Origin of the sequence: Dokdonia sp. R86516 (assembly GCF_044596715.1) — a bacterium.
Classification (GTDB): Bacteria; Bacteroidota; Bacteroidia; order Flavobacteriales; family Flavobacteriaceae; genus Dokdonia.
In genome coordinates this window covers 766721-791098 of the sequence record NZ_CP138998.1, presented here as the reverse complement: position 1 = coordinate 791098, position 24378 = coordinate 766721, and the positions used below count along the sequence as shown (strand labels likewise).

Here is a 24378-nt window from a genome sequence, read left to right as displayed (position 1 = left end):
ACTACTTCCATATTCGTTTTATTTTACTCACTTTTAAATTTGCGATTGTAGCATTCTCACTTGTAAATGTGAGTGCGGTAAAAGGTGTGGTAGGAAAAATTTGATCTGTAAAGACAGTGCTCCCGCCGTTTATAAAAATCTCAATAGATGATGCATCCATTACAATACTATAAGCTACATCAGTAGGGCTGTCAATAATGGCTGGTGCTGTGTGAACTTTATCGCCAAAGGATGGTTCAAAGCTTACAACGCCAGATTTTCTCCGGTCTAGATAGTAGCTCTTTGTGTTGCTGTTATAACCAAATTTTACTGATTCCTTATTGACATTTGTAAAGTTGAGTTTAAAGTCATCTAGTTTACCGGGTATTTTAAAATCTAGGCGTTGCTCATTATAATTTTTACTAGAGAGAGACATTCCATTCTTCATCGTATCGTGTACTACGGTTGCATAGGCATATTCATCTAGAGAGTTGACGGGATAGTTTTTAAGGTAAAAGCCATTTGTCTTGTTTTTATGAAGAGTAAGCTTTCGCGAAAGCGTCATAGCACTGCGCCACGCTTCTGTAGGGGTGTCACGGGCATAGTTCCAGTTGCTCATCCAGCCTATAAACGTACGATCTGTATCTGGAAGTCCATTAAAGGTAACGCCGGCATAGTTGTCTGTACCGTAGTCTAGCCATTTTATTTCCTTTTGGTTTGTAGTAAAGGTGGTTCCGTCAAAGTCACCTACAAAATACTGAGTTCCCGATCCACCATTTGGCGCGCCAGGATTAATACTTATAATCAAGACCCACTTAGTCTCATCGCTTCCCTCAACTTTGAGCGGAAATAAGTCTGGACACTCCCAGACGCCGCCGTGAGCTCCTATATTTTTTCCAAACTCACTCATAAGAGTCCAGTTTTTAAGATTTGTGCTACTATAAAATTTGGCGTGATCGCCAGCGACAAGTGTCATCACCCATTGCTCAGTGTTGTCATCCCAGAATACTTTAGGATCTCTAAAATCTTTGATGTTTCCTTCATTACCTATAACGGGATTGCCAATATACTTTTGCCAGGTCTCACCTTCATCTAGACTGTAAGCAATACCCTGAGTTTGAAAATCTTTACGTCCTGCTTTTTCGCCTTCCATAAGGTGGTAGGTAAAAATGGCAACCATAGGAGGATTGTCTTTTGTGCCTAAGCCAGAGGTGTTATTTGTATCCATCACAGCACTACCAGAAAATATAAGACCTAGCTCGTCTGGGTATAGTGCTATAGGCTTATGCTCCCAAGAAACGAGATCTTTTGAGGTGGCGTGACCCCAGTGCATAGGTCCCCAGACAATGTCTTCTGGGTAATGCTGGTAAAATAAGTGATAAGTGCCGTTGTGGTATAAAAGCCCGTTGGGGTCATTCATCCACATTGTGGGTGGAGTGAAGTGGTATTGAGGGCGATAGTTTTCGCGAAAGCGGTCTTCTACCACTTCCACTTCATTTACAGGAGTTGTTTTTTCTTTACAACCTATAAGAGTAAAAAGTGCAAGAATGATAAGAAGCTGCTTCATTTTTTGACTAGTTTTTAGACATAAATTGAACAAGTAGATTAATTTAAAATGATCTAAATGCTATTTAAACCATCCTAAAATAGGGCAAAAATTCACATTTTGATAATAAATATAATAACTTATTAAGAATACATCGTTTTCGTACCCAAAAGGATTTGTTTAAATTGTACTATAGCTTTTAGTAAGCCTATTTTTACGATACCATTATGAAAAGAAAACTCACCTTAAAATTAATTGCCAAAGAACTTGATGTTTCTATCTCTACTGTCTCAAAAGCACTGCGTGATAGTGCAGAGATAAGTGAAGACACACGCCAGAAGATTAAAGCCTTTGCAAAGCTGTATAATTATAAGCCTAATAATATCGCGTTAAGTCTTAAAAACAGGAAGACGCGCACCATCGGGATTATTATACCGCAAATAGTGCATCACTTTTTTACCACTGTAATACGTGGAGTTGAGCAAATGGCGAGAGAGCATAATTATAATGTGATTATCACCCTTTCTAATAATGATTTTGATAAAGAGGTCCTTAATATGGAGCTACTCGCAAATGGTAGTACAGATGGATTTATCCTTTCTTTATCAAAAGAAACAATGCAAAAGGACGACTTTAGACACCTCACAGAGGCTATTGATCAAGGGATGCCTGTTGTAATGTTTGACCGTATAGTAGATGAGATTCCTTGTGATAAAGTTCTTATAGATGACCGCGAGGGGGCAAAGCTAGGCGTAAACCACTTGATTAAAACAGGCTGTAAAAAGATAGCCATCATCACTACCGAAGATTATATCACCATAGGTAAACTAAGAACAAAGGGCTACATAGAGGCATTAGAATCTGCAGGTATAAAAATAGATCCAAATCTTATTTTAAAATTAGATGCTATAGATGAGCTCAATGATAAAGCAAAAGCACGTATCAAACATTTCTTAAAAGGGAAGGACATAGATGGCGTGTTTACGATAAATGAAATTTTTGCTGTGACCGCCGCCAAATATGTTATGGAGGCAGACAAGAGTATTCCAGAAGATGTGAGTATCGTGAGCTTCTCAGATGGTGAGTTATCTCAACACTTTGTACCTAGCCTCACTACAGTAAGCCAGCACGGAGAAGAGATGGGACGTAAAGCAGCAGAGTTACTTATCAATAAACTAGAGCGGCCAGAAGAAGAGGTAGAGCAATATACTACCGCATATATAGATACAAGTCTCATAGAGCGTGAGAGCACAAAGAGAGTAAAATAGGGCTATTACGCTTTCGCGAAAATTGAATACAAACACATCGAGTGAAAACAAAACAGCTCTGATGACCGAAAACACATTAAAATTGAAAAAGAAAGCATTCCTTTTTGACCTAGACGGAGTTATAGTAGACACTGCAAAATTTCACTATCTCGCCTGGCGTAACCTTGCCAAAGAGATGAATTTTGACTTCACAGAAGAGCAAAACGAACTTTTTAAAGGGGTAAGCCGTGTGCGATCGCTAGAGATACTACTAGACCTAGCTTCATATGATGCAACTCAAGAACAAAAGGACAGGTGGCTCATCCAGAAAAATGAAGAGTATCTTAAGTACATCAAAGGGATGGATGACAGCGAGATTTTACCAGACGTGGTGAGAGTACTTGATTTTCTAGAAGAAAAAAATCAAGGTATTGCACTAGGTAGCGCAAGTAAAAATGCACGACCTATCTTAACTAAGCTTGATTTATTAGATAAATTTCAGGCGATTGTAGATGGTAATGATGTGACAGCAGCAAAGCCAGATCCAGAAGTATTCTTAAAAGGAGGAGAAGCTTTGAAAATTGAACGTACAGATTGTATCGTTTTTGAAGACTCTATTGCAGGTATACAAGCTGCAAACAGCGCAGGTATGATAAGCATAGGTATAGGAGAGCAAGACGTGCTACACGAGGCAAACTATGTTTTTAAAGACTTTACAGAGATGAGTAATGCTTTCCTTCTAGAACTTATAGAAGCATAAATTTTATCTAACTACAACTATCATCAAGTATGAGGTAAGCTCATACGTAAGACTACCATAATATGCATATAGATTATATCACTCCAAATGATTGGTCCATTATAGAAGATGGATGGAACCCAAATAACGTAAAATCATCAGAGAGTCTTATGGCGCTAGGTAATGGTGCAATGGGGCAACGCGCAAATTTTGAAGAAGATTATAGTGGCGCAACCTTTCAAGGAAGTTATATAGGAGGTGTGTATTACCCAGATAAAACCCGCGTAGGCTGGTGGAAAAATGGGTATCCAGAGTATTTTGCAAAAGTGCTCAATGCGCCTAGCTGGATAGGTATAAAAGTCACAGTAAACGGAGAGAGTCTGGATTTACATACCTGTAAAGAGGTAAAAGATTTTCGTCGTGAGCTTGATATGAAAGCTGGTGTATTGTACAGAAGTTTTAAAGCCACCCTACAAAATGACGTTGAGATTGCAGTAAAAGCAACACGTTTTTTAAGTATGGAGATGGATGAGGTAGGTGCCATTAAATACGAAGTCACACCTATCAATGTAGACGCAACAATAAGTTACGAACCGTATTTAGATAGCGGTATAACTAATGAAGATTCAAACTGGGATGACAAGTTTTGGAACACGCTAGAAGTTTCAGAAAATGATGATATGGCTTTCATCACCGCACATACAATGAAGACGGAGTTTCACGTATGTACGATGATGCAAAACAAGCTTTTTATAGATGGTGATGAGATTACGCTTTCGCGAAAGCGTTCTCAAAAAACTGCAACTTATGTAGGTCACGAGTATGAGACAGATGTTGCCAAAGGAGAAACCTTTGCCATACAAAAAATAGGAGGTTATGTAAGTAGCCTTAATCACGATAAAGATGGTCTGGTTGCAGTAGCAACAGACGTACTAAATAAAGCAACAGGCTTAGGATATGATGCTTTGCTAGCTTCTCAAAAAGAAGCCTGGGCAAAAACTTGGGAGATGTCTGACATCACAATTGAGGGAGACACAAAAGCACAGCAGGGTATACGTTTTAATATCTTTCATCTTAATCAAACCTACACGGGGCAAGATAGCCGTCTCAATATAGGCCCAAAAGGGTTTACTGGCGAAAAATACGGAGGATCTACTTACTGGGATACCGAGGCTTACTGTATTCCATTTTATATGGCTACCAAAGATCAAAGTGTTGCACGACAGTTACTCACTTATAGGTATAACCAGCTAGATAAGGCTATAGAAAATGCTCAAAAACTAGGTTTTACAAATGGAGCGGCACTATACCCTATGGTTACTATGAACGGGGAGGAATGTCATAATGAGTGGGAAATCACCTTTGAAGAGATACACCGTAACGGCTCTATGGTTTATGCTATATATAACTACGAGCGTTATACAGGAGATACGAGCTACATTCCAGAAATGGGGCTTGAGGTAATTATAGGTGTAGCGAGATTCTGGAGACAGAGGGCGACTTTTTCTAAGGCTAAGAATGCTTATGTGATTCTAGGGGTTACAGGTCCTAATGAGTACGAGAATAATGTAAATAATAACTGGTTTACAAACTACATCGCAAAGTGGTGTCTCGAGTATGCTTTTGAACAAGCAGAGTTGCTAAGAGATACTGCCAAAGAAGATTGGTCACGTATTTCTGGAAAAACGCATCTCTCTTATGACGAGATGCTTTCTTGGAGGTCTACTGCAGAGCAGATGTACTTTCCATACTCAGAAGAAAATGGAGTGTACCTACAACAAGATGGTTTCTTAGATAAGGAATTAATCACCGTAGCAGATTTACCAAAATCAAACCGACCTATTAATCAAAAATGGTCTTGGGACCGCATACTGCGTTCTCCATATATAAAGCAAGCAGATACGTTACAAGGGTTCTACTTTTTTGAAGATCACTTTACTAAGGAGCAATTAGAAAAGCATTTTGATTTTTATGAGCCATTTACCGTACACGAGAGTTCATTATCCCCTTGTGTGCACGCTATACAAGCTGCAAAATTAGGCAGAATGGATCAAGCATATGAGTTTTACTTACGCACATCACGTTTAGATCTTGATGATTATAATAAGGAGGTAGAAGAGGGACTGCACATCACAAGTATGGCGGGTACCTGGCAGAGTGTGGTAGAAGGCTTTGGAGGGATGCGTGTAAAGAATGACACGTTATCTTTTGATACTAAAATACCTAATGCCTGGACGGGTTACAGTTTTAAAGTAAACTTTAGAGGCCAGATTTTAAAAGTAGAAGTGACTAATAATGCAACCAACTTTACACTGGTGAGTGGAGAAGGTCTAAGTATTCTTGTAAACGGAGAAAAGAGAGAGGTATTACCAGCTTAAAGAGCTGGTAAGCCTATAATTTTATAGGTGTACTATCTGTAACTGCATTCCCATTATATTCAAGTGTCCACCCCAGTGAGTTAGTAAGAAAGTAAATTTTAGAAAGTTCTGAGATAAGTCTGTTTTGTGCATTTGAGTAAAGGGTAGAGTTTTTAACTTCCTTTTCAAGCCCTTTTTGCACGCGTGATTTTATGATATTATAATCTCGAGCATTAAACTGGTTGAGGTAGTCTTGTTGCACATCATAATATTCTATATTAGGATTAATCTTCAACTCAGGTTCTGGGATATAGATAATGCGTACTGTCTTTGTGAGCTCATCAATTTCTGTAGCCACCTTAGAAAGGTCGTAAGCGATAGTTGCTTCGGCATTTACGACTACTAGGGCCTTTTTTGTAGCAGAAAGTACATCTACATAAAATTTTTTTGAATCTTCATAGGTAAAAACTTGGGCATAGTTACCTTCTGTAACGATGAGTTTCCCCACATTTTTTATTTGTTTCTCAATGAGCGCGGTGTTTGCTCTAAGTTGCTCACTTTCATCTTTTGTGTGTTCACAATAACGCACACCAAAAACAATCACAAGTGCAAGAGCTGCCCCAAAAAGTATTTTACGCATAATAGATATTTCTTTGACTAAAGTACGTAAAATAAAAGGCCACACTTGCGTGTGGCCTGAATGAGTTTATAAATCCCCCAATTTAATCCCTCATTGATTATTGGTGTAAATATAGTTTGAGGGATAGCTTTTTAGTAGGGGCATTTACCCTATTTTCTGTATTACAAATCTCACTTAAGATTGAGTTGTAAGTGTATTACGAGTCCTTCTAAGTGGTCTTTAGAAAATATGGCCCCTTTCATATTGTTATTCGTAGTGTCAATAGTAAAATCGATTGCTCCCATAAAATCTGCCTTAGTAAGATTTGTATTATCAAAGATGGTTTTACTCAATGTTGATCCAGTAAATGTGGCCTGTGATAAATCTGCACTAGTAAAATCTACCTCTGTAACTTGGCAAGAATTAAAAGATGTTCCTTTTAAAGGTAATTGAGTGAAATTTGCTAGCTGTAGTATGCTTTCGCGAAAGCGTATATCTAACATAAATGGCTGGCAAACGCTGAAGTCTGCGCCTAGTAATTTACACGATTCAAAAGTGACTTGGTTAAGCGTTGCACCACCAAATTTTACATTAGTAAGATTGCAATCTATGAATGTACATTCAAGAAAGCTTGTATTTGAGACATGAAGATTTTCAAAATTACAGTCTGTAAATGTGCAATTATCATACTCGCCTTTTTTAAAGGATTGTAAGGTGAAGTCTATGGAAACAAATTCTTCATCATCATAAAAATCAGACATATTGGTACTAATTTATTATCGGCATGAAGATTTCTGCTTTCCAATTACTTGCGTCTCCACCCATATTAGGATTATTATAAAAAACTTCTGTGGGCCTAGGATCTATTTTTATATTGTTAGTTTTTGCGTAATTAAGTAAGGCGTACCAAGCGCGATCTGATGTAAGATAGTTTCCATTGTAGGTAGCTTTAAGAACCTTTTGATCCTTAGTATTTCCATATTGTATATCTGCTACTTGAGGAAGTGAGTCAGTGGGTATTATTGGAAAACCAAACTGATATTTAATGCTATCGGTTTTACGATTCCAATAGGTTATTTTGACAAATGGAGGTCCATCTAATGTTGTATTTGATACGGCCATTGTGTTTTGTAGATAGGTGATGTCTTTCATCATACCTGTCACTTTGTAAGCTTGTAGTCCCTCATATTGGGTATATGCATAGTGCTTTGCAGGTAATGTGGTAATACCATCTATAGTAATAGTAATGTCCTTAAGGTGCTGTTGTAATGTTTCGTTATAATTTAGGATGGTCTGTCTAGCGCTTTTTTCAAAGCTAGTTTGTTGCCATAGTCCTTGAAGTCTATTCTGTAAGCTATAAGCACTGTCTGTTACATGTACTTTTATTTCAGAAACAGTATCATTTATTCTTTTTATATTCCAGTTGTAAAGGTGTACTGAATCTTGTATCATATATTTTTGATCAATCTGAGTACGATTATTCTTTTCTAAAACGGAAGCAGTTGTTACAATATTGTCATTCCAATTCTTCGTAAACTGCTCGATAGTTCCTAGGTTTCCTTTGGCTTTAATCTTTGCAGTAAAGTCTCCAGGTTTCAAAAAGAAATACCAGCCTGCAGCTGCAATCAAGGCAATAAATACTATCGCTATAACTTTTTTCATTATTTTCAAACCTTAGTTAGTTGCAACCATTGTTTCATTTTTCATTTCTAGTGTAGAAACAACAAACTTTCCTAGTTTTTGACCTTGTTCTAGTCCTACTGCTACAGCAGCACGATAGTGTATTCCTCCATACATACGACTTACAGCAGCTTCCTCAGCCGCGGCTTTGAAAGATGTGAAGCTACGCACGGGTAGTCCGTATGCTATTTCTGTATCATCATCAAAAGAAAAGTCATCGCCAAAAATGCTAGTCAATGTCTCAGATGCTGCACCAGATACTACAGAGTGTCCACTCACATATTCTGGAAACGGAGGCGTTTGTAATATAGGTTTCCACGAGTCGTCTATATGATTGTTGATGAGCGTTTCTGGGCGTATCAGGTTAGAGCGATATTTTTCATCCCAGCAAGAAATAAACGCATCGTTCATGGCGATAGATGTTTTTGCATAAGCATGTAATGTATTCATTACATCAAAACCTGCTTTCTTTGAAGCAATTTTTGTAATACCTATCCAGTGACCTCCTGGAGTAATCTTTTTGGTTGCAAACATTAAGTGACCGCGAGTAACAGATACGTATGGATTACAATCCCAAAACTGAGCAATCGCAATCTCCTCAGAGTTGTCTCCATCTTTTGTGATTTGCTGGCTTATGTCATAGACCTCTTTAAGCTCTTTATAAAAATCTGAATCTTCTTCTAGTGAGAATGCAGGAGGTGGTACAGGCTTAAACTGGTCTGCAGATGTAAGCGTAAATGGTCTTATTTTATTCCAATGTGGTTCTATGCCGTCCATGTATGCTGGAGGCGTAGGTTGCCAGCGAGAAGGCTCATCTGCATACACAGAAAATTTAGGCATTGTACGCGTCTGTTTATAATTATCTCCATCCATCCATTGTGCTATATGGCTTGCAACCTTTAGCCCATAATCTCTGGACTGTACAAAAACATCTTCATTGCGCTCTTTCCATGTCATGTAAAGGCTATCTCTATATGTCTCAATTTCTTGCTCAGAAAATATGAGGCGCTTGCTCATTTCCATGTGAGCAACCAGTGCTGCAAGCTCAAAGTTTATAGTTGTGTCCTTTGATGGAGTTGGAATACTTTTAAGACCTGCAAGCTGTCCAGCAAGAGAGTTAAATTCAGTATCATTTACAGCTAGTATTTCATAAGCTGCAATATTAGGATACGCATAGATACGACTCGCAACAGGCGGTGAGAAAATGTCGTGTATAATAACTTCAGTAACCTTGTCTATTGCATTATGAAAATGCTCGGGAGTAATAACAATAGGCTCATCTTTTGTAGCGCATGAAGTGATGCATGCAGTAATAAGGACTACTATAAGAAAGTGGTATGCTGTTTTCATTAATCAGGGATTTGTATGTTATAAACTTGTGCTGCTTCATTATTAAAAGTAACGAGCAAGTATGAAATATTGTTTACGGTTATAATATCTAAATGTCTTAACGATTTTTGTGCAAAATCTAGGCCTAGCTCATACCCTAAGGTTACTTTATTTTCTGAAGCTATTAGTGCCCCAGAAAACGAATCTAGTCTACTGTGATATGGTTTTGTGCCAAAATAATTTCCTCCAGCTAGTGCTTCCTCGTTGCCATCGCCATTAAAGTCGTAAACCACGAAATCCATAATAGGCGCTACTTGCAATGCACCAGTGAAAGGTACAAAAGTAAAAATTCCTTTTTCATTTTTTAAATATCCAGAGGACAAGGTGTTTACTTCAAATCGCTGAGCGGCTCGGAGTGCTTTTTCTCCAAAAATCTGGAATACAGTGTCTCCTGCAAAATCATTATTATTTGCGTATTTCTTTTTAAGAAATACGAGTTGAGCTCCTAGCTCTTGAAGATTTTGAATAGGGTAGTAGTCTCCGTCTTTTGCCGTAGTAACAATGGTTTCTGTTTGCCCATTATTATCAAAATCTGAGTAATGCATTGTCATGGGAAACGCTGTAGATGCTGTAAACTTACTGTTTGTTCCCCAGTTCCCAAGTAGGTAGTCCATATCACCATCATGATCTATATCAAACGGTTGTATGCTTTGCCATAAACCATTGAGCGTAGCGTCTAGTACTTCTTCTTTTTTAAGAATACCATCTTCATTTTTATAAAAAAGCGGCTGCATCCATTCTCCTATGACAATTAAATCAGTGGAGCCATCAGCATTAAAATCTGTCCATACGGCATCTGTAACCATTCCTATCTCGCCTAGAGGGTTGTCTTGATCTTCTACAAACTTACCTCCGTCATTCTTTAAAAGAAATGATGCTGGAACTTTTCCAAAGTCGCCAGTTACGGCGTGATTACCCACAAAGAGATCCTTGTCTCCATCATTATCATAATCACTTGCTATAATGATAGAGGTGTTAGCTCTTAGACCCGACATTTTGGTAGTCAGCGTGTCTGTGATTTTTAAATAATAGTTTTCTAAAGCCTCGTTTACTTCAGAAAAATCACCACCTGCTGTACCTACAATAATTTCATTGTTAAGGATAGTAGCTGTCACATCCTCTGTTTTTGAAAGCGATTTTAATGGGGCTGAGTACGCTTTCGCGAAAGCGTTATTTCCTCCAGTGTACATGGCCGAAGGTATAAATTTAGAACTACCAAAATAGATGTCGTCATTACCATCACCATTTATATCGCCAATTGCTGTTGCAGGACCACGGTCAGATATTTGATAAGGAATTAGTTGCTGTCTATTGAAATCTATATACGCATCTTCCTTGTGTACATAATCTATACCTAAATTATTTGGTTCTTTAGAAAATAGCGGCTTGCTTTTTATTTGAAGTATACTATAGTCAAAAGCGGTTGTGTTATCTGGTGATAAGGATAATGTTTGGTTCGTTGAGATATCGTAGAACAATTGCTGCTTGTTATCTGGCCAAATAATGCGAAGTGAATCTATTGAAGTACTCTTTTTAAAACCAAAATGAACGATAGGCTCAGAGGATGCTTGAAATCCTCGGGCAGTATACAATTCCTTGTATTGTAACGTTCCATTTTGATATGCAAAAACCTTAGTACCTATACCGAGCGAATTAGCTTTAGAGTAATCAAACTTTAATTTTAAAAAGGTTGCTGTAGTGTCTGTTTGGTTCACATAAATAGTGGCTTCTTGATTAATGTTATTAACAACAACATCAAGATCACCATCATTATCAAGATCTGCTAGCGCAGAAGCACCAGACATCGTAGGTTTTTTGTCAATCCACACTCCAGATTGATCTGTAAATACGAGGTCTTCATTCCCTTGATAGACATAATTATGTGTAGCACCATCAGGCATAAGATTAAGAGCTTCGTTATCTAGAAGCCTTGTCTCGTTGAGCCTGTTTTGAATCTTACCGCTAGAAATGAAATTAATGAAATCAAGATTATTAGGTCGTTTTGGGATACCATTTGAAATAAACAAGTCTTGATTCCCATCTTGATTAAAATCTGCAAAAAGAGCACTCCAGCTCCAGTCTGTCACCCCAACTCCAGAGGAAAGGGCACGTTCTTGAAATTGATATCCCGGCTGATTTACAAATAGCATATTGCGGGTAAACTGGTAGTGATACCCAAAACGTTCTGTACGCAGTTTTTGTGTTTGGATATTATCATCACCTTCGGAAGCCTTTAATACTTTCTCATCTTCAGGTAACATATCGAGTGACATGAGATCTGGGAAACCATCATGATTAACGTCGGCCACGTCATTACCCATTGAAAATCTTGATGTGTGTGGGAATTGCTCTTTTAAGCTTTCGCGAAAGCGTAACCCTCCTTCATTAATATAGTAATAGTCGTCCTCATGAAAATCATTACCTACATAAATATCTGGGTAGCCATCTTGATTAAAATCTGCAATCGAAATACCAAGGCCATACCCATTAATACCACCAAAAATGCCCATTTCCTCACTGACATCTGTAAAAATGTTTCCATCGTTTCTAAGAAGTTTGTCTCCCGTAAATTCGTTACGCTCTAAACGTAAATTTGCATGACCAAATGAGGATTCTGTATGTACAGCATGGTTGAGTAAATACAGGTCGAGATCACCATCTTTATCATAATCAAGAACGGCGGCAGTGGTACCATAATTTTGAAAATCAAGACCAAACTCTGCAGCGCGCTCTGTAAAGGTCTCATCACCATTATTTATAAAAAGCTCGTCGTGTCCCTGGAAATTATTTATGCCTACTACGGCACGCACATAGATATCTAACAGTCCATCTGAGTTTGCGTCAAACATTATCGCTCCAGTGCTCCACGAGTTTTTCCCTTCTACACCAGCACTAGCGGAGATATTTTTAAACGTAAGGCCGCCATTATTGAGGTAGAGCTTATTTTTCACTTGATTTCCAGAGAGGTAGATATCTGGTAACCCATCATTGTTAATATCTCCTACAGCGGTGCCACCACCATTGTAGAAGTACAAGTAGTCGAGTATGTTGAGACTATCTGTCTCTGTGAGATTGTTTGAAAAAGTGATTCCAGTACTCGTGCTTTGAGGGTTTAAAAATAGCGCAGGTGCTTCTTGTACTGGTTGATGGGTACAACCAATGAGCAGATAACACAGACTTAATAGAATTCCCCACTTCATGAATTATTTATTTGCTGTGAAAATTCTAGGTTTTCCATCATTAATCGCTGCTACGAGAAATACATTACCTTGAGCATCTTTAAATGATTCTAGATGTTTCATTTCTTCGCGCACAAAGAAACCAGTGTCTGTATAATCTTGCCATTCAAAATTTGCTTTACCATCACCCAGTAATACGTGGGCATATCCAGCATCAAGTTGGGAGTATTGAGGTTTGAATTCAAAATTATTACCTCCCATTAAAATATCAAGATTGCCATCATTATTTACATCTGTACATGTAATACCACAAACACAAGATAGTTGTACTCGGGTAGGTAATGCTTTGATGGTGAAGTTGCCATTTCCTTCGTTTATTGCAATCATTGTTTCGGCAGTATTAACTTCTTTTACAATAGCGTTAGCTAGGATATCCTTAGGAAAAAGTTCATCAATGGATCGCTTTGCATAATCTGATGCTTTGAGATTTTTCTTTTTGAGATAAACTATTTGTGATGTGATTTCGCTCTTTTGATGTATTGGGAAGTCTTTGCCACCCTCTGAGTACGTTGTGATTTGTTCTATAGTACCGTTTCCATCAAAGTCTGTGATAAACATTTTAAGCGGGCCGTCATTTCCTGGTTTGTAATGCACATTTGTTCCATCATTACCAAGTATTAGGTCTAAGTCGCCATCATTGTCAAGATCTGCGCTTTGTATAGCATTCCACCATCCTGCATAAGATGATAGTCCAGTATCTATAACTTTAATGGACTCGCTTGTGATGTTAAATGCAGTAGGAGTCCCCCAGTCTGAAACCGTTATTAATTCTTTATTGTTGTCAGCATCAAGATCTATCCATAGCGCGTCTGTTACCATTCCAGCAGGATTAAGCTGCTTAGAGAGTAGATTGTCTTTAGTGAAATTTCCTTTTCCGTCATTAATTAAGATTGCGTGCGGCGGGTTAATACCGTAAACACCAGCAACGCTTCTACTACCAATGAATAAATCTATATCTCCATCGCCATCAATGTCGTTAGGTGCAATTACAGATGCACTTTGATGTGCAGATGGTAAACTACGTGCATCTTTAAAAGTTCCATTGCCGTTATTTATGTAAAGTCTAGAAATGTAGTAAGCCTCCGCATCTACTTGACCACCTCCAGTGGATACAATAAGATCTAAAAAGCCGTCATTATTTACATCTACAAAAGTGGCTGCTGTGTCTTCAAATAATGCAGCCTTTTCAAAAGTAATTTTACTAGATGGAATAAGATTACCTTTTCCTTTATGAATATAGAGCATGCTAGTTTGCCCTTTTGCTCCACCTATGAAGATATCGTCATTACCATCATTGTCTATATCTCCTATTGCAATTGCAGGTCCTTCTTGAGAAAGTTTCTTGGCAATGAGTCCCTCAAAATCAAAGTCACTATAATTATTCTCTTTGTGAGCAATAAGCGTAGGGTTTGTAATTTCTTTTAGTAATGTAGGCTTATTCTTTTTTACAGGAACATAGGTTTCAGATGCGTCTGTGATTGATAAATTGAGCGTTTGGTTTGCTTTTACTTTTGTGAAAAGCTGTGTTTTATCATCAGGCCATATAACGCGAAGTGAGTCTAGAGTTGTAGAGCTTCCTAGTCCGATAGTCATATCATGATCCATAGATGACTGGAATCCGCGAGAAGGTATAAGTTCTTGTAATACTGAAAGATTATTGTGGTAGAGTCTTACTGTGGTGCCTACTGCAAACTTGTTTTTGTCACCTCCTTTAAATGTAAGTTTAATATAGTTATGATCTTTATCGACCTGCGTGTTGTTGCGGTAAATAAAAGAAGGCATATTTACATTGTTAACCACGATATCGAGATCACCATCATTATCAAGATCTGCGTGAGCTGCACCATTACTCATGCTGGGTGTAGCAAGTCCCCAGTCTTTAGATTTATTTTTAAACGTGATATCTTTTTGATTGTGATACGCATAATTAGCTAGTGGCTTAACGGGCATTTTATTGATTATAGAATCTACAGGATGTGTTTTTCCGGTAGCTTGACTACGCATAAGTTTATCTGCAAAGAAGTCTACAAAGTCAAGATCTGTGAGGTCATGATTTATTCCATTAGTAACATAAATATCTCTGAATCCATCATTATCCATGTCAAATACAAGTCCAGACCAGCTCCAGTCTGTAGCGTTCACCCCGCTATGATATGCGGTTTCAGAAAACGAACCATTACCATTATTTATCTGTAATGTGTTCTGTATAAATTGTTGGTAGAAATCGTTACGTTGCTTTCGTTTATAAACGTTATATCCATCAAACTCCATAACAGACTTAACGCGTTGCTCATTTTCAGGCAACATATCTGTGATAAAAATATCTTGTAAACCATCGTTATTTATATCAGAAATATCAATTCCCATCGCAGATAGGGATAAGTGAGAGGTCCATTGTTTTATTTCTTCTGTAAATGTTCCATCTTGATTGTTGATGTATAAATAGTCACGCTCAAAGAAATCATTTGAGATATAAATGTCTGGCCATAAATCTTGGTTAATATCAGTAACTACGACACCCAGCCCAAAACCTATTAAGGAACCATAAATGCCTGCCTCTTCACTTACGTCTGTAAATATTCCGCCGTCGTTGCGCATTAGCAAGTCTCCTACGCCTCTAAACTGGCTGCCTACACTTTCCCAGTTTTGGGCACGTTTGTCACGTTGTCCCTTATTTCCTAAGCTACTTACGGGAACGTTACTATTGTTAAGAATATAGACATCAAGATCACCATCTTTATCATAATCAAAAAAGGAAGCTTGGGTTGAAAATCCTGAAGTCGCTAGGTTGTATTCTTTTGCTTTTTCAGTAAAGGTGAGATCACCATTGTTTATGTATAAATCATTATCATGACTGTCTTCTTCGAGGTTTCCTGCGTTACTTACATAAATATCAAGAAGTCCATCTGCATTTACATCTGCCATTGTTACTCCAGTAGACCACGGCTTGTTCCCTTCAATCCCTGCAGATGCTGATATATCTTCAAATTTAAAATCTCCTTTATTTAAGAAAAGCTTATTCTTACCCATATTTGCCGTTAGGTAAATATCTGCTAGACCATCATTATTAATGTCACCTATAGCAACACCACCGCCATTATAGAAGTTTCGGTATTTAAAAATGTTGAAATCGGTTTCATTTTTAATGCTATTTATAAAATTGATTCCCGTGCTGTCTGAGTGCATCTCCGTAAATAATGTATCGCTCTCTGACTTTTGGGTTGTGCTAGACTGCTTATTACAAGAAAGTAATAATAGGGGAAGGACTATTAATAAAAGCCCATATTTTTGTAGTGTTTCCATAAAGTTTAGTCGTCTTTTCTTATGAATAATGGGGTGTCATTATTCCTTCCTATAAGGTAATAGGTTGTTCCAGAAATTGTAATTGTTTGTATGCTTCTGGAAGCTCCTAAAATATTAAATTTTGCTTGTTTTTCTATGCGGAAGAAGCCCTTTTTATCGTTGATAAGGAGAACGCCTTGTGATCCATCTAGTCTTCCTAGTTGAGTGCTTATTTCATAATCATTGCCTACTAACAATACATCTTTATAACCATCGTCATTTATATCATCTACTAGAATGTCATGAACAGATGAGATTTGAGAAAGTAGTGGTAGCTCATGTGCTGTAAATGTATTATCTCCGTCGTTTTCAAAATACATGGAAGCAAGTTGTGTGACAGACTTTACTTGAGCTTCTCTTAGTTTATCTTGAGGTAGTATTTCTTTAAATTTCGCTTTCGCGAAAGCGTTATAAGACAAGTATTTCTTATTGAGTTGAGGTAGCTGTTTTACGAGTTCATCTTTTGTTGCAATGGTAGTTTCTTCTCCTTGATAATAATACGTTACAATAGGGTCGTGAGTTCCATTGCTGTCAAAATCTTGAATATATAGCTGTAACGGTTGGTCTGCAGAAGCAGTAAGTCTTGAATTAAGTCCCCAATTTCCAGTAATGATATCTAAATCCCCATCATTGTCAAAGTCTGCTACTCTTAATGAATTGAACCACCCTTTAAATGCTGCTAATCCGTCATTATCCTGCTTTGAAAGCTTGGTTCCGTCATTAAGAAAAACTGCAGGAGGCATCCAGTGCCCTATAACTACAGCATCCTTATAGCCGTTGTTATCTATATCTATCCATTGAATATCTCGGACGTTTCCTATACGTTGAAACAATGTGCTGTACTGAGTTGTGACATCCTTAAAAACACCTTTCCCATTGTTCTCAAGAATATATTGCAGTGGAGTAGTGCCAAATTGTTGAGGAATCACGTCACTAGTTATAGAAATATCGAGATCCCCATCGTTATCGATATCAATGGCTTTTACGGTGGATGCGTTTACTGCTATATCTGAGAATGCAGTCTCGTCGTAGGATAATGATGTTCCATTATTAATATATAATCTTGGTTGGAGAGGCTTGCCAGATTTTATTTCATTCCCACCGCTTACTATAATTAAGTCGTTTAAGGAATCGCCATTTACATCTGCAATGACACCATCAATGTCCTCATGTATTTGATGTTTATCATTTTCCGGGAGATGTACTTCGTTAAATGTACCTGAGGATGTCTGTATGTAAGTTGTAGATTCTTCTATTTTAGAACCAAGAGCAACCATGTCATCAAGTCCATCATTATTTAAATCTCCAGCAACAATTGCTTTACTAAGGTTAGTATATGCATAAGGTACAAGGGGATTCCGGCTGAATTCTAGCGTGGCGTTATCTATATGTTTGAAAGGTATAATGCTGTCAGTTATTTGTGCTTTTAATGTTTCTTTTTGGCTAGAAGAAGCCGCAGAAGATGTATCATATGCTAGAGTAATAATTTGATCTGCTTTTATGTTTTTCAAGGTTTGCTTCTTGCCGTCTGCCCACATAATACTGAGAGAATCAATACTCTTCTGTTTGCCTAAACCAATTGATAATTCAGGTGCTATAGAAGACAAGTATCCCCTAGTAGTGTAGTTTTCAAAATATTGATAGTTTGTTGCCGTGTATACATGAACTTGTGCTCCAATACCGAAGGTGTTTTGAGGAGATCCTTTAAAACGAACCTTCAGATAATGCATACTATCCTTTAATTGTTGGGTTTTGTTTTCTAGTAAATAAGCCTGTTCATTTACATTATTTACTATGATGTCTAGATCACCATCGTTATCTAAATCTGCATAACTACTTCCGTTACTAAAGGAGGTACTACTCTCTATCCACGATTTTGAGGTGTTCTCAAAAGTTCCATTACCATTATTTGAGAAGAAATAGTTTTCTGTTTTCTTCTGTGGTATTTCGTCTAATAGCGGAAGTTCCTTGTCAGTCATGCGACTGCCTATCCTCTTTTGAATATTATCATTGGATATAAAATTTATAAAATCCATATCATTTGTAGCTCCTACGATGCCGTTTGTGATGTATATGTCTTTATCACCATCATTGTCAAAATCGGCAAGTAGGGGAGACCAGCTCCATTCCGTACTTGAAATGCCGCTTAGAAAAGCCGTCTCAGTAAATTGCTCTTTCCCTTGATTAATATGTAAGGTGTTTTGCATGAATTGAGGTTGATATCCTTGACGTAACTGATTTTGGAAAATAGGGAAATTAAATTCCGTTCCAGATGATTTTAAGGTTTCTAAATTCTCTGGTAGCATGTCTACAGATAGGATATCGGTAAACCCATCATTATTGATGTCTGCAATATCATTACCCATAGAAAAATGGCTAGTGTGACCTAAGTTTCCTTCTGTAGTATTGACTTCTTTAAAGGTTCCATCAGTTTGATTTATATATAGATAGTCATCCTCAAAGAAATCATTACCTATATAAATGTCAGGATAACCATCGTTGTTTATGTCACTTATGGCAAGCCCTAGTCCGTAACCTATTCTAGATGAAAATATATTCGCTTTCGCGGAAACGTCTATAAAAATACCATCTCGATTTTCTAATAGTTTGTCTCCACTGATGCTATCCACCTTTGTGCGCTGACTTCCTCGACCAAAATATGCATTAGGATATAACGAATGCCCCATGATATAGGCATCAAGATCGCCATCATTATCATAATCAAAAAAGGCAGATTGAGTAAACAATCCAGATAGATTTAATTGGTATTTTTTTGATTCTTCTTTAAAGGCCATTTGGCCATTGTTGAGACCTTGATTTACGTAGAGAAGATTATGCCCTTTAAGTTTTAAATGCCCAGCTACTTTAGATATATAGATATCTAGTAGTCCGTCATTATTAATGTCTACAGTAGTTACACCTGTAGTCCACCCAGTATCATTAGAGATACCTGCTTGTGTTGTAATATCTTTAAAAGTAAGATTAGCTTGATTGCGGTAGAACCTATCTGGTCCTTGATTTGAAGTAAAATAAATGTCTATTAATCCATCATTATCAAAATCTCCAGTTGCTACTCCTGCGCCATTATTATAGTACAGATAGTTTAAAATATTCAAATCTGAGTCAGGAGACAATTCATTTTTGAATGTTATACCTGAATTTGTTTTAAGTTTAAATCTTACATCTGTTTTCTGGTCCTTACATGAAATTATAAAGGACATAAAAGCGATAAATGTAAAAATCTGTTTCAACGTAGTTTGCTTGTAAGTTGTATATATAAAAAGAGGGCTAGATAACATCTAACCCTCTTTTAAGCTAATTAAATTACCAAGTTTAGTAGCCTGGGTTTTGAGTAAGATTAGGGTTTAGTAGTAATTGTGATGCAGGTATTGGAAATAAATTACGACTAGTATCTCCTACAGCAGAAGGGCTTTTTAATGTCCAATCATTTGTGTATTGTCCAAATCTAATCAAATCATTCCTTCTCCAGAGTTCAGCATATAACTCGCGTCCTCTTTCATCAATTATATCTTGTGCTGTTACCGATCCAATTGGAGTAGCTTCACGTAATACTCTTAATTCATTTACAAGTGCTGTTGCAGATCCAGTATCACCAGCTCTAAAAAGGGCTTCTGCTTTCATCAAGTGAGCATCAGAATATCTGAAGTAAATTTCGTGATTTGTAAAGCCTCCGTCAAACATTGGACTATATTTAGTAACTCTAATTCCAGTAGTTTCATCATTCCCGATAAGGCTTGTGTTTCCTTGAGCGTCTTGAAATTCCCTTTTAAAAGTCAGTGGGTTACCTACTCTATCACTAAGAGCGGTGCCATCATCTGCATATTGTTGTCCAATTAAAAATCCTCTTCCTACTGACGATCCATCGATAAAACCGTCGCCGTTATCGTCGCCATTGGCTCCAGCTACAGAACCTACTGGTAGACCTTGTAATGGAACCATACCTCTACGCTCTTCTTGGCCACTTCCAGCAATATTGATGTTTGGATCTCCTTCAAAAAGATCGTAGTACTCGGCTAGTGTGGAGAATCCATTCCATCCTCCCCCAGAAGTAATTGTACTGTTGTAATGAAGACCATTATATATTCTATTTCCAACTCCAGTTTGTAAGAACCAAATAGTTTCATTGTCAAGTTCAGGTCTGAAAATATCGAAATAGCCTCCAACTAAGTCATAACCCTCGGCATTTATTGCGTCGACTAGTGTTACTACTTGAGCCATATCAGCTGGATCAGGTTGAGTTCCTAAATAAACATGTTTGTTAAGAAGGACTTTAGCTAGAAGATATCTCGCCCCAGCTTTTTCTGGTCTTGTATTTCCCGATCCTGGTCCTGCTAATGGTAATCCATTTATCGCATTAGTTAAGTCGGCTACGATTAAATCTACTGCCTCAGCGCCTCTTAATACAATTGGATCATCTATTGGTGATCCTGTAACGTCGCGTATTGGAACTTGACCATAGTTGTCTAAAATAACCCAAGTACCTAACGCTCTCAAAAATGAAGCATTCGCCTTCAACTCAGGTGACGCTTCTGTGAGGTCAGATAACACTTGTGAAGCTTGAAATTGTAAACCATTCCACTGGTTCCAAGTGCCTAAAATAAAGTTATGATCTGTAGGCCAAGTCTGTTCATGTAGTTGTCTCCATTGACCATTATCTCCCCAATCTGCTCCTCTTGTAGGAATAAGTGCGGCATCTGTAGTCACCTCACTTAATGCAAATAAATTAGTTTGATCACCTATAAATCCATTTATACTGTTATAAACTCCATCTAAAAAGGAAGAAGGATCTTGAATTCCTTGGAATGTTGAATCATTTGCATCTAGAAAAATTGAGTCTGTTGCTTCAATCTCTAAGTCTGTACAAGAAGTTAAAAGGACTCCTGAGAGCACCCCTAGTGCTAGGAGTCTTTTAAAATTATTTACTGTCATTTTTTGTTTCATAATTTTCCTTTTTTTTTATTAAAATCTTGCATTCACACCTAGTGTGAATGTCCTTGCTCTTGGAAATTGTAAGTAATCAATACCTCTTGAAGGTATGTTTACGTTCTGATCAAGATCACCAGTATTAGTAGAAACCTCTGGGTCTAGACCACTATATCCAGAAATAAGGAATAAGTTTTGTCCGGTAAGATTAAATCTAAGAGAATCAAAGAATCCTTCTCCACTCAATGGAAAATTATACCCTATTGATGCAGAAGTTAATCTCACAAAATCACCTTTTTCCAGAAAACGAGTTGAAGGATCTGCCGTTGCAGATGCAGCTTCGTCACTTTGGATTACTGCTTGCGTAACGTTTTTATTATTACTTAACTGTCCTTGATTGAATAGAGCATTTGCTGTAAGGTTGTATACAGAGAATCCAAATTGACCATTGAAATACGTTGATATATCAAAATTCTTATAACGTGCTGTAAGGTTTAAGCCAGCTGTTACATCTGGTAACGCATTTTCTCCTACGAATTTTTGATCAGTAAAAGCGTCTCCTACACCATCCCCATTTACATCTTCATAAATAGGCTGGCCATCGGTATCAAATCCTTCAAATACAGGTAGAAAGAATGAGAAAATTGGTTGACCGGCTTCTAAACGCTGTACAGCAGAACCGGTTAAACCTGCACCTCTCAGCGCTCCAGCCCTTACAGGAACTCTTAAGCCTTCAACCATGTTGTCATTGTAGGCAACATTAAAACCTACATCAAATCCCCAATCCTCAGTATTGATGAAATCATAATTTAAACTAAATTCAACACCTTGATTTACGATGGTAGTGTCGTCAAGATTACGAATAAAAGTGCCGCCTGCACCAGGCGCTGCCGTTTCTACAGGAATCAGTAAGTCGTTTGTTTCTTTTCTGTATAAGTTTACAGATCCATTAAGGCGATCATTGTCAAACCCAAAATCAACACCTAAGTTTAGATCTATAGTATTTTCCCATTTAAGATCAGGATTAGGGAAATTACCTACTGTTTCAGTTCCCGGTCTAGGTAGTACCTCTAGATTATTTGAAATTCCACCACCTTGAGCAACAGTTCTAAATAAGAAACCACCAAACCCTAAGCCTTCTTGATTTCCTACGCTACCAGCACCTACTCTAAGCTTTAATGTAGAGAAAGTATCTCCTATGAAATCTTCTTCGTGTACTTGCCATGCAAAAGCTCCTGAAGGGAAATAGCCATATCTTTTATTATTACCAAATAGTGTTGAGCCATCTGCTCTCATTGTACCAGTAAATAAAAACTTATCATTAAATGATACATTAGCTCTAACAAAATAAGACTGTAATTCATCAAAATTGTCAAATATTCCAGCCGTGTAAGCAGGTATTAATCTTTCAAACTCTCCAAGTTCCCCTGTTAAGTCGATTTCTGGAAATAATCTACTTACGTAGCTACCATCAGTTCCATAACCGAATACTTGAAATCTTCCATCTATCGAATTTCGTGCTAAGTCGTATTGATTTAAAAGTTGAGAGTGGATAACATCAAGGTCATCTCCTCCAAAACCAGCTCCTTGAGCGAAAACTCCACTTCTGTCAAATTTTTGATAAGAGAAACCACCTAAAACATCGACTTTAATATTACCAAATTCTTTCTTGTAATTTAAAGTCGCTTCTAAAAGTGTATTAGTTTGGTCTATAGTATTCAGACTTCCACGACCAATACCTGACACTCCGTTTAGACCCTGTACAGTTCTATTGAAGGCTGTAATTGTCTGTGCATCGGTGTTATCATAACCTACAGTTACCTTGGCGCTAAAATCATCTGTAAAATCATATTTCGCTGAAATGTTTGCGAGAACACGAGTACTTTTAGACTCGGCAAGATAGTTATTCAGTAAACTAACCGGGTTTAGTGTGTTTTGTCCAAATGTTAAATTTTCTTCTAAAGGAAATAATGGGCTAGCACTTAAAGAAGCACCTATTAAGTCGCCTGTTGATCCAACAGTTCCATCCAAAGGAGGAGATCCTCTGTCTACTTGAGAAATAGCCCCAGTTCCCGTAAGTGTTAATTTGTCTTCAAAAAAACGTTGAGAAAAGTTTACACGTCCTGAGTATCGCTCTAAGTTGGAATCCTCTATAATTCCATTAGTGTTGCTATATGACCCTGATAATCTTACATTACCACTATTGTAGCTCTTAGAATAGCTTAAATTAGTTTGTCTTGAAAAAGCCTCACGAGTGTAAAAGTCCTGCCAATCTGTATTAGCATTTCCAGGTAATGCTGTAACATCTATGTTATCTAAGGCGTCGTTAAATTCTTGTGCATTTAATAAGTCATATCTATCTGCTGCTGCAGATGAACTCACCGTAGATCCTAATTCCCAAACACCCTTAGAAGCTCCTCTTCCTTGTTTTGTTTGTACAATAACAACACCGTTTGCTCCACGAGATCCGTAGATTGCAGTAGCTGAGGCGTCTTTAAGTATCGAAATACTTTCAATGTCATTAGGATTTAAGAAACTTAAAGGATTACCTCCACTTGTAGCTCCTACACCACCTACACCATTAGCAGGTGCTCCTCCACCAGCTAAAGGTATTCCGTCCACTACAAATAATGGATTGTTGTTAGCTCTTACAGAATTACTACCACGTATGTTTACTGCAATACCTGCTCCAGGCTCTCCAGAAGATTCTGATATTGTAACACCGGCTGTTTTACCTTGTATAAGTTGCTCTGGTGATTGGATAACACCTTGGTTGAAGTCTTCTGAACCAACGTTATCAACAGATCCCGTGGCATCCTTTATCGTTGTAGATCCGTAACCGATAAGTACCACTTCATCAAGTGCATTGTCTGGAGCAAGAGCAATATTAATCGTGCTTCTTCCACCTACAGCTACTTCTTGAGCGGCATAACCTACGTAACTAAAAACGAGTGTTGCATCGTTTGGTACGTTGTTAAGACTGTAGTTTCCATCAAAATCGGTAGTTGCACCGTTTGAAGTACCCTTTACAATAACATTTGCTCCCGGTAATGGGCCGTTTTCCTCAGTAACTGTTCCAGTCACCGTCTGGGCTTGGGCAATTCCTACAAAGAGGATTGCAACAAACAAGAGCATACTTTTAAGTATTACTTTCTTCATAAGAATCTTGTTTAAAATTAGTTTGCTTAGTTTATTTGAGTGTTTGTACACTTTATAAGGGTTAAAAATATGCAAATTTTATGTTAAGATAGTGTGACTACCCCCATAAAGTTACGAAAACGATTTCGTGTGAACAAG

13 protein-coding genes are annotated in these 24378 nt (G+C 37.6%); 3 read left to right on the top strand and 10 right to left on the bottom strand.

What is annotated here, in order from left to right:
* Window position 1: 1 nt before the first annotated feature.
* The gene (locus SJY23_RS03660; RefSeq protein ID WP_396597485.1) at window positions 2-1546 is read right to left on the bottom strand and encodes a glycoside hydrolase family 32 protein; all 1545 of its coding nucleotides are present in this window, start codon (window positions 1544-1546) and stop codon (window positions 2-4) included.
* Between the two features lie 206 nt (window positions 1547-1752).
* On the opposite strand from SJY23_RS03660, the gene SJY23_RS03655 reads away from it, so the two are divergent.
* The 3 genes from SJY23_RS03655 (at window position 1753) to SJY23_RS03645 (ending at window position 5889) form a co-directional block, all read left to right on the top strand.
* Window positions 1753-2793: a LacI family DNA-binding transcriptional regulator gene (locus tag SJY23_RS03655; RefSeq protein ID WP_396597484.1), complete on the top strand. Its 1041-nt coding sequence runs from the start codon at window positions 1753-1755 to the stop codon at window positions 2791-2793.
* Between the two features lie 61 nt (window positions 2794-2854).
* On the top strand, window positions 2855-3532 hold the full coding sequence (gene pgmB / locus SJY23_RS03650; protein WP_396597483.1) for a beta-phosphoglucomutase: 678 nt from the start codon (window positions 2855-2857) through the stop codon (window positions 3530-3532).
* A 62-nt stretch (window positions 3533-3594) separates the two neighbouring features.
* Window positions 3595-5889 (top strand): glycoside hydrolase family 65 protein, encoded by a 2295-nt coding sequence (locus tag SJY23_RS03645; RefSeq protein WP_396597482.1) that lies wholly within the window; start codon window positions 3595-3597, stop codon window positions 5887-5889.
* Window positions 5890-5902: 13 nt separating this feature from the next.
* Here SJY23_RS03645 and SJY23_RS03640 read toward each other — a convergent pair whose 3' ends face one another.
* The 9 genes from SJY23_RS03640 to SJY23_RS03600 all read right to left on the bottom strand — a co-directional run bounded on the left by SJY23_RS03640 (window position 5903) and on the right by SJY23_RS03600 (window position 24240).
* Window positions 5903-6508: a DUF4230 domain-containing protein gene (locus tag SJY23_RS03640; RefSeq protein ID WP_396597481.1), complete on the bottom strand. Its 606-nt coding sequence runs from the start codon at window positions 6506-6508 to the stop codon at window positions 5903-5905.
* A 170-nt stretch (window positions 6509-6678) separates the two neighbouring features.
* Complete coding sequence (locus SJY23_RS03635) at window positions 6679-7248, bottom strand: pentapeptide repeat-containing protein (protein WP_396597480.1); 570 nt, start codon at window positions 7246-7248, stop codon at window positions 6679-6681.
* 7 nt (window positions 7249-7255) lie between these two features.
* Complete coding sequence (locus tag SJY23_RS03630; RefSeq protein ID WP_396597479.1) at window positions 7256-8149, bottom strand: GyrI-like domain-containing protein; 894 nt, start codon at window positions 8147-8149, stop codon at window positions 7256-7258.
* Window positions 8150-8161: 12 nt separating this feature from the next.
* Complete coding sequence (locus SJY23_RS03625) at window positions 8162-9517, bottom strand: vanadium-dependent haloperoxidase (protein ID WP_396597478.1); 1356 nt, start codon at window positions 9515-9517, stop codon at window positions 8162-8164.
* Window positions 9517-12756: a VCBS repeat-containing protein gene (locus SJY23_RS03620; protein ID WP_396597477.1), complete on the bottom strand. Its 3240-nt coding sequence runs from the start codon at window positions 12754-12756 to the stop codon at window positions 9517-9519. The genes SJY23_RS03625 and SJY23_RS03620 overlap by 1 nt, the downstream gene beginning before the upstream one ends.
* A 3-nt stretch (window positions 12757-12759) precedes the next feature.
* Window positions 12760-16098, bottom strand: coding sequence for a VCBS repeat-containing protein (locus SJY23_RS03615; RefSeq protein ID WP_396597476.1), 3339 nt, complete (start codon window positions 16096-16098; stop codon window positions 12760-12762).
* Between the two features lie 5 nt (window positions 16099-16103).
* Window positions 16104-19388, bottom strand: a complete 3285-nt coding sequence (locus SJY23_RS03610; RefSeq protein ID WP_396597475.1) for a VCBS repeat-containing protein — start codon at window positions 19386-19388, stop codon at window positions 16104-16106.
* 82 nt (window positions 19389-19470) lie between these two features.
* Window positions 19471-21099, bottom strand: a complete 1629-nt coding sequence (locus SJY23_RS03605; RefSeq protein WP_396597474.1) for a RagB/SusD family nutrient uptake outer membrane protein — start codon at window positions 21097-21099, stop codon at window positions 19471-19473.
* A gap of 18 nt (window positions 21100-21117) precedes the next feature.
* The gene (locus SJY23_RS03600; protein ID WP_396597473.1) at window positions 21118-24240 is read right to left on the bottom strand and encodes a SusC/RagA family TonB-linked outer membrane protein; all 3123 of its coding nucleotides are present in this window, start codon (window positions 24238-24240) and stop codon (window positions 21118-21120) included.
* Between the last annotated feature and the right edge of the window lie 138 nt (window positions 24241-24378).

Excerpts from the sequence above, each read along its gene's own strand:
- SJY23_RS03660 (WP_396597485.1), bottom strand. The coding sequence starts at position 1,546 with ATGAAGCAGCTTCTTATCATTCTTGCACTTTTTACTCTTATAGGTTGT.
- SJY23_RS03655 (WP_396597484.1), top strand. The coding sequence starts at position 1,753 with ATGAAAAGAAAACTCACCTTAAAATTAATTGCCAAAGAACTTGATGTT.
- pgmB (WP_396597483.1), top strand. The coding sequence starts at position 2,855 with ATGACCGAAAACACATTAAAATTGAAAAAGAAAGCATTCCTTTTTGAC.
- SJY23_RS03645 (WP_396597482.1), top strand. The coding sequence starts at position 3,595 with ATGCATATAGATTATATCACTCCAAATGATTGGTCCATTATAGAAGAT.
- SJY23_RS03640 (WP_396597481.1), bottom strand. The coding sequence starts at position 6,508 with ATGCGTAAAATACTTTTTGGGGCAGCTCTTGCACTTGTGATTGTTTTT.
- SJY23_RS03635 (WP_396597480.1), bottom strand. The coding sequence starts at position 7,248 with ATGTCTGATTTTTATGATGATGAAGAATTTGTTTCCATAGACTTCACC.
- SJY23_RS03630 (WP_396597479.1), bottom strand. The coding sequence starts at position 8,149 with ATGAAAAAAGTTATAGCGATAGTATTTATTGCCTTGATTGCAGCTGCA.
- SJY23_RS03625 (WP_396597478.1), bottom strand. The coding sequence starts at position 9,517 with ATGAAAACAGCATACCACTTTCTTATAGTAGTCCTTATTACTGCATGC.
- SJY23_RS03620 (WP_396597477.1), bottom strand. The coding sequence starts at position 12,756 with ATGAAGTGGGGAATTCTATTAAGTCTGTGTTATCTGCTCATTGGTTGT.
- SJY23_RS03615 (WP_396597476.1), bottom strand. The coding sequence starts at position 16,098 with ATGGAAACACTACAAAAATATGGGCTTTTATTAATAGTCCTTCCCCTA.
- SJY23_RS03605 (WP_396597474.1), bottom strand. The coding sequence starts at position 21,099 with ATGAAACAAAAAATGACAGTAAATAATTTTAAAAGACTCCTAGCACTA.
- SJY23_RS03600 (WP_396597473.1), bottom strand. The coding sequence starts at position 24,240 with ATGAAGAAAGTAATACTTAAAAGTATGCTCTTGTTTGTTGCAATCCTC.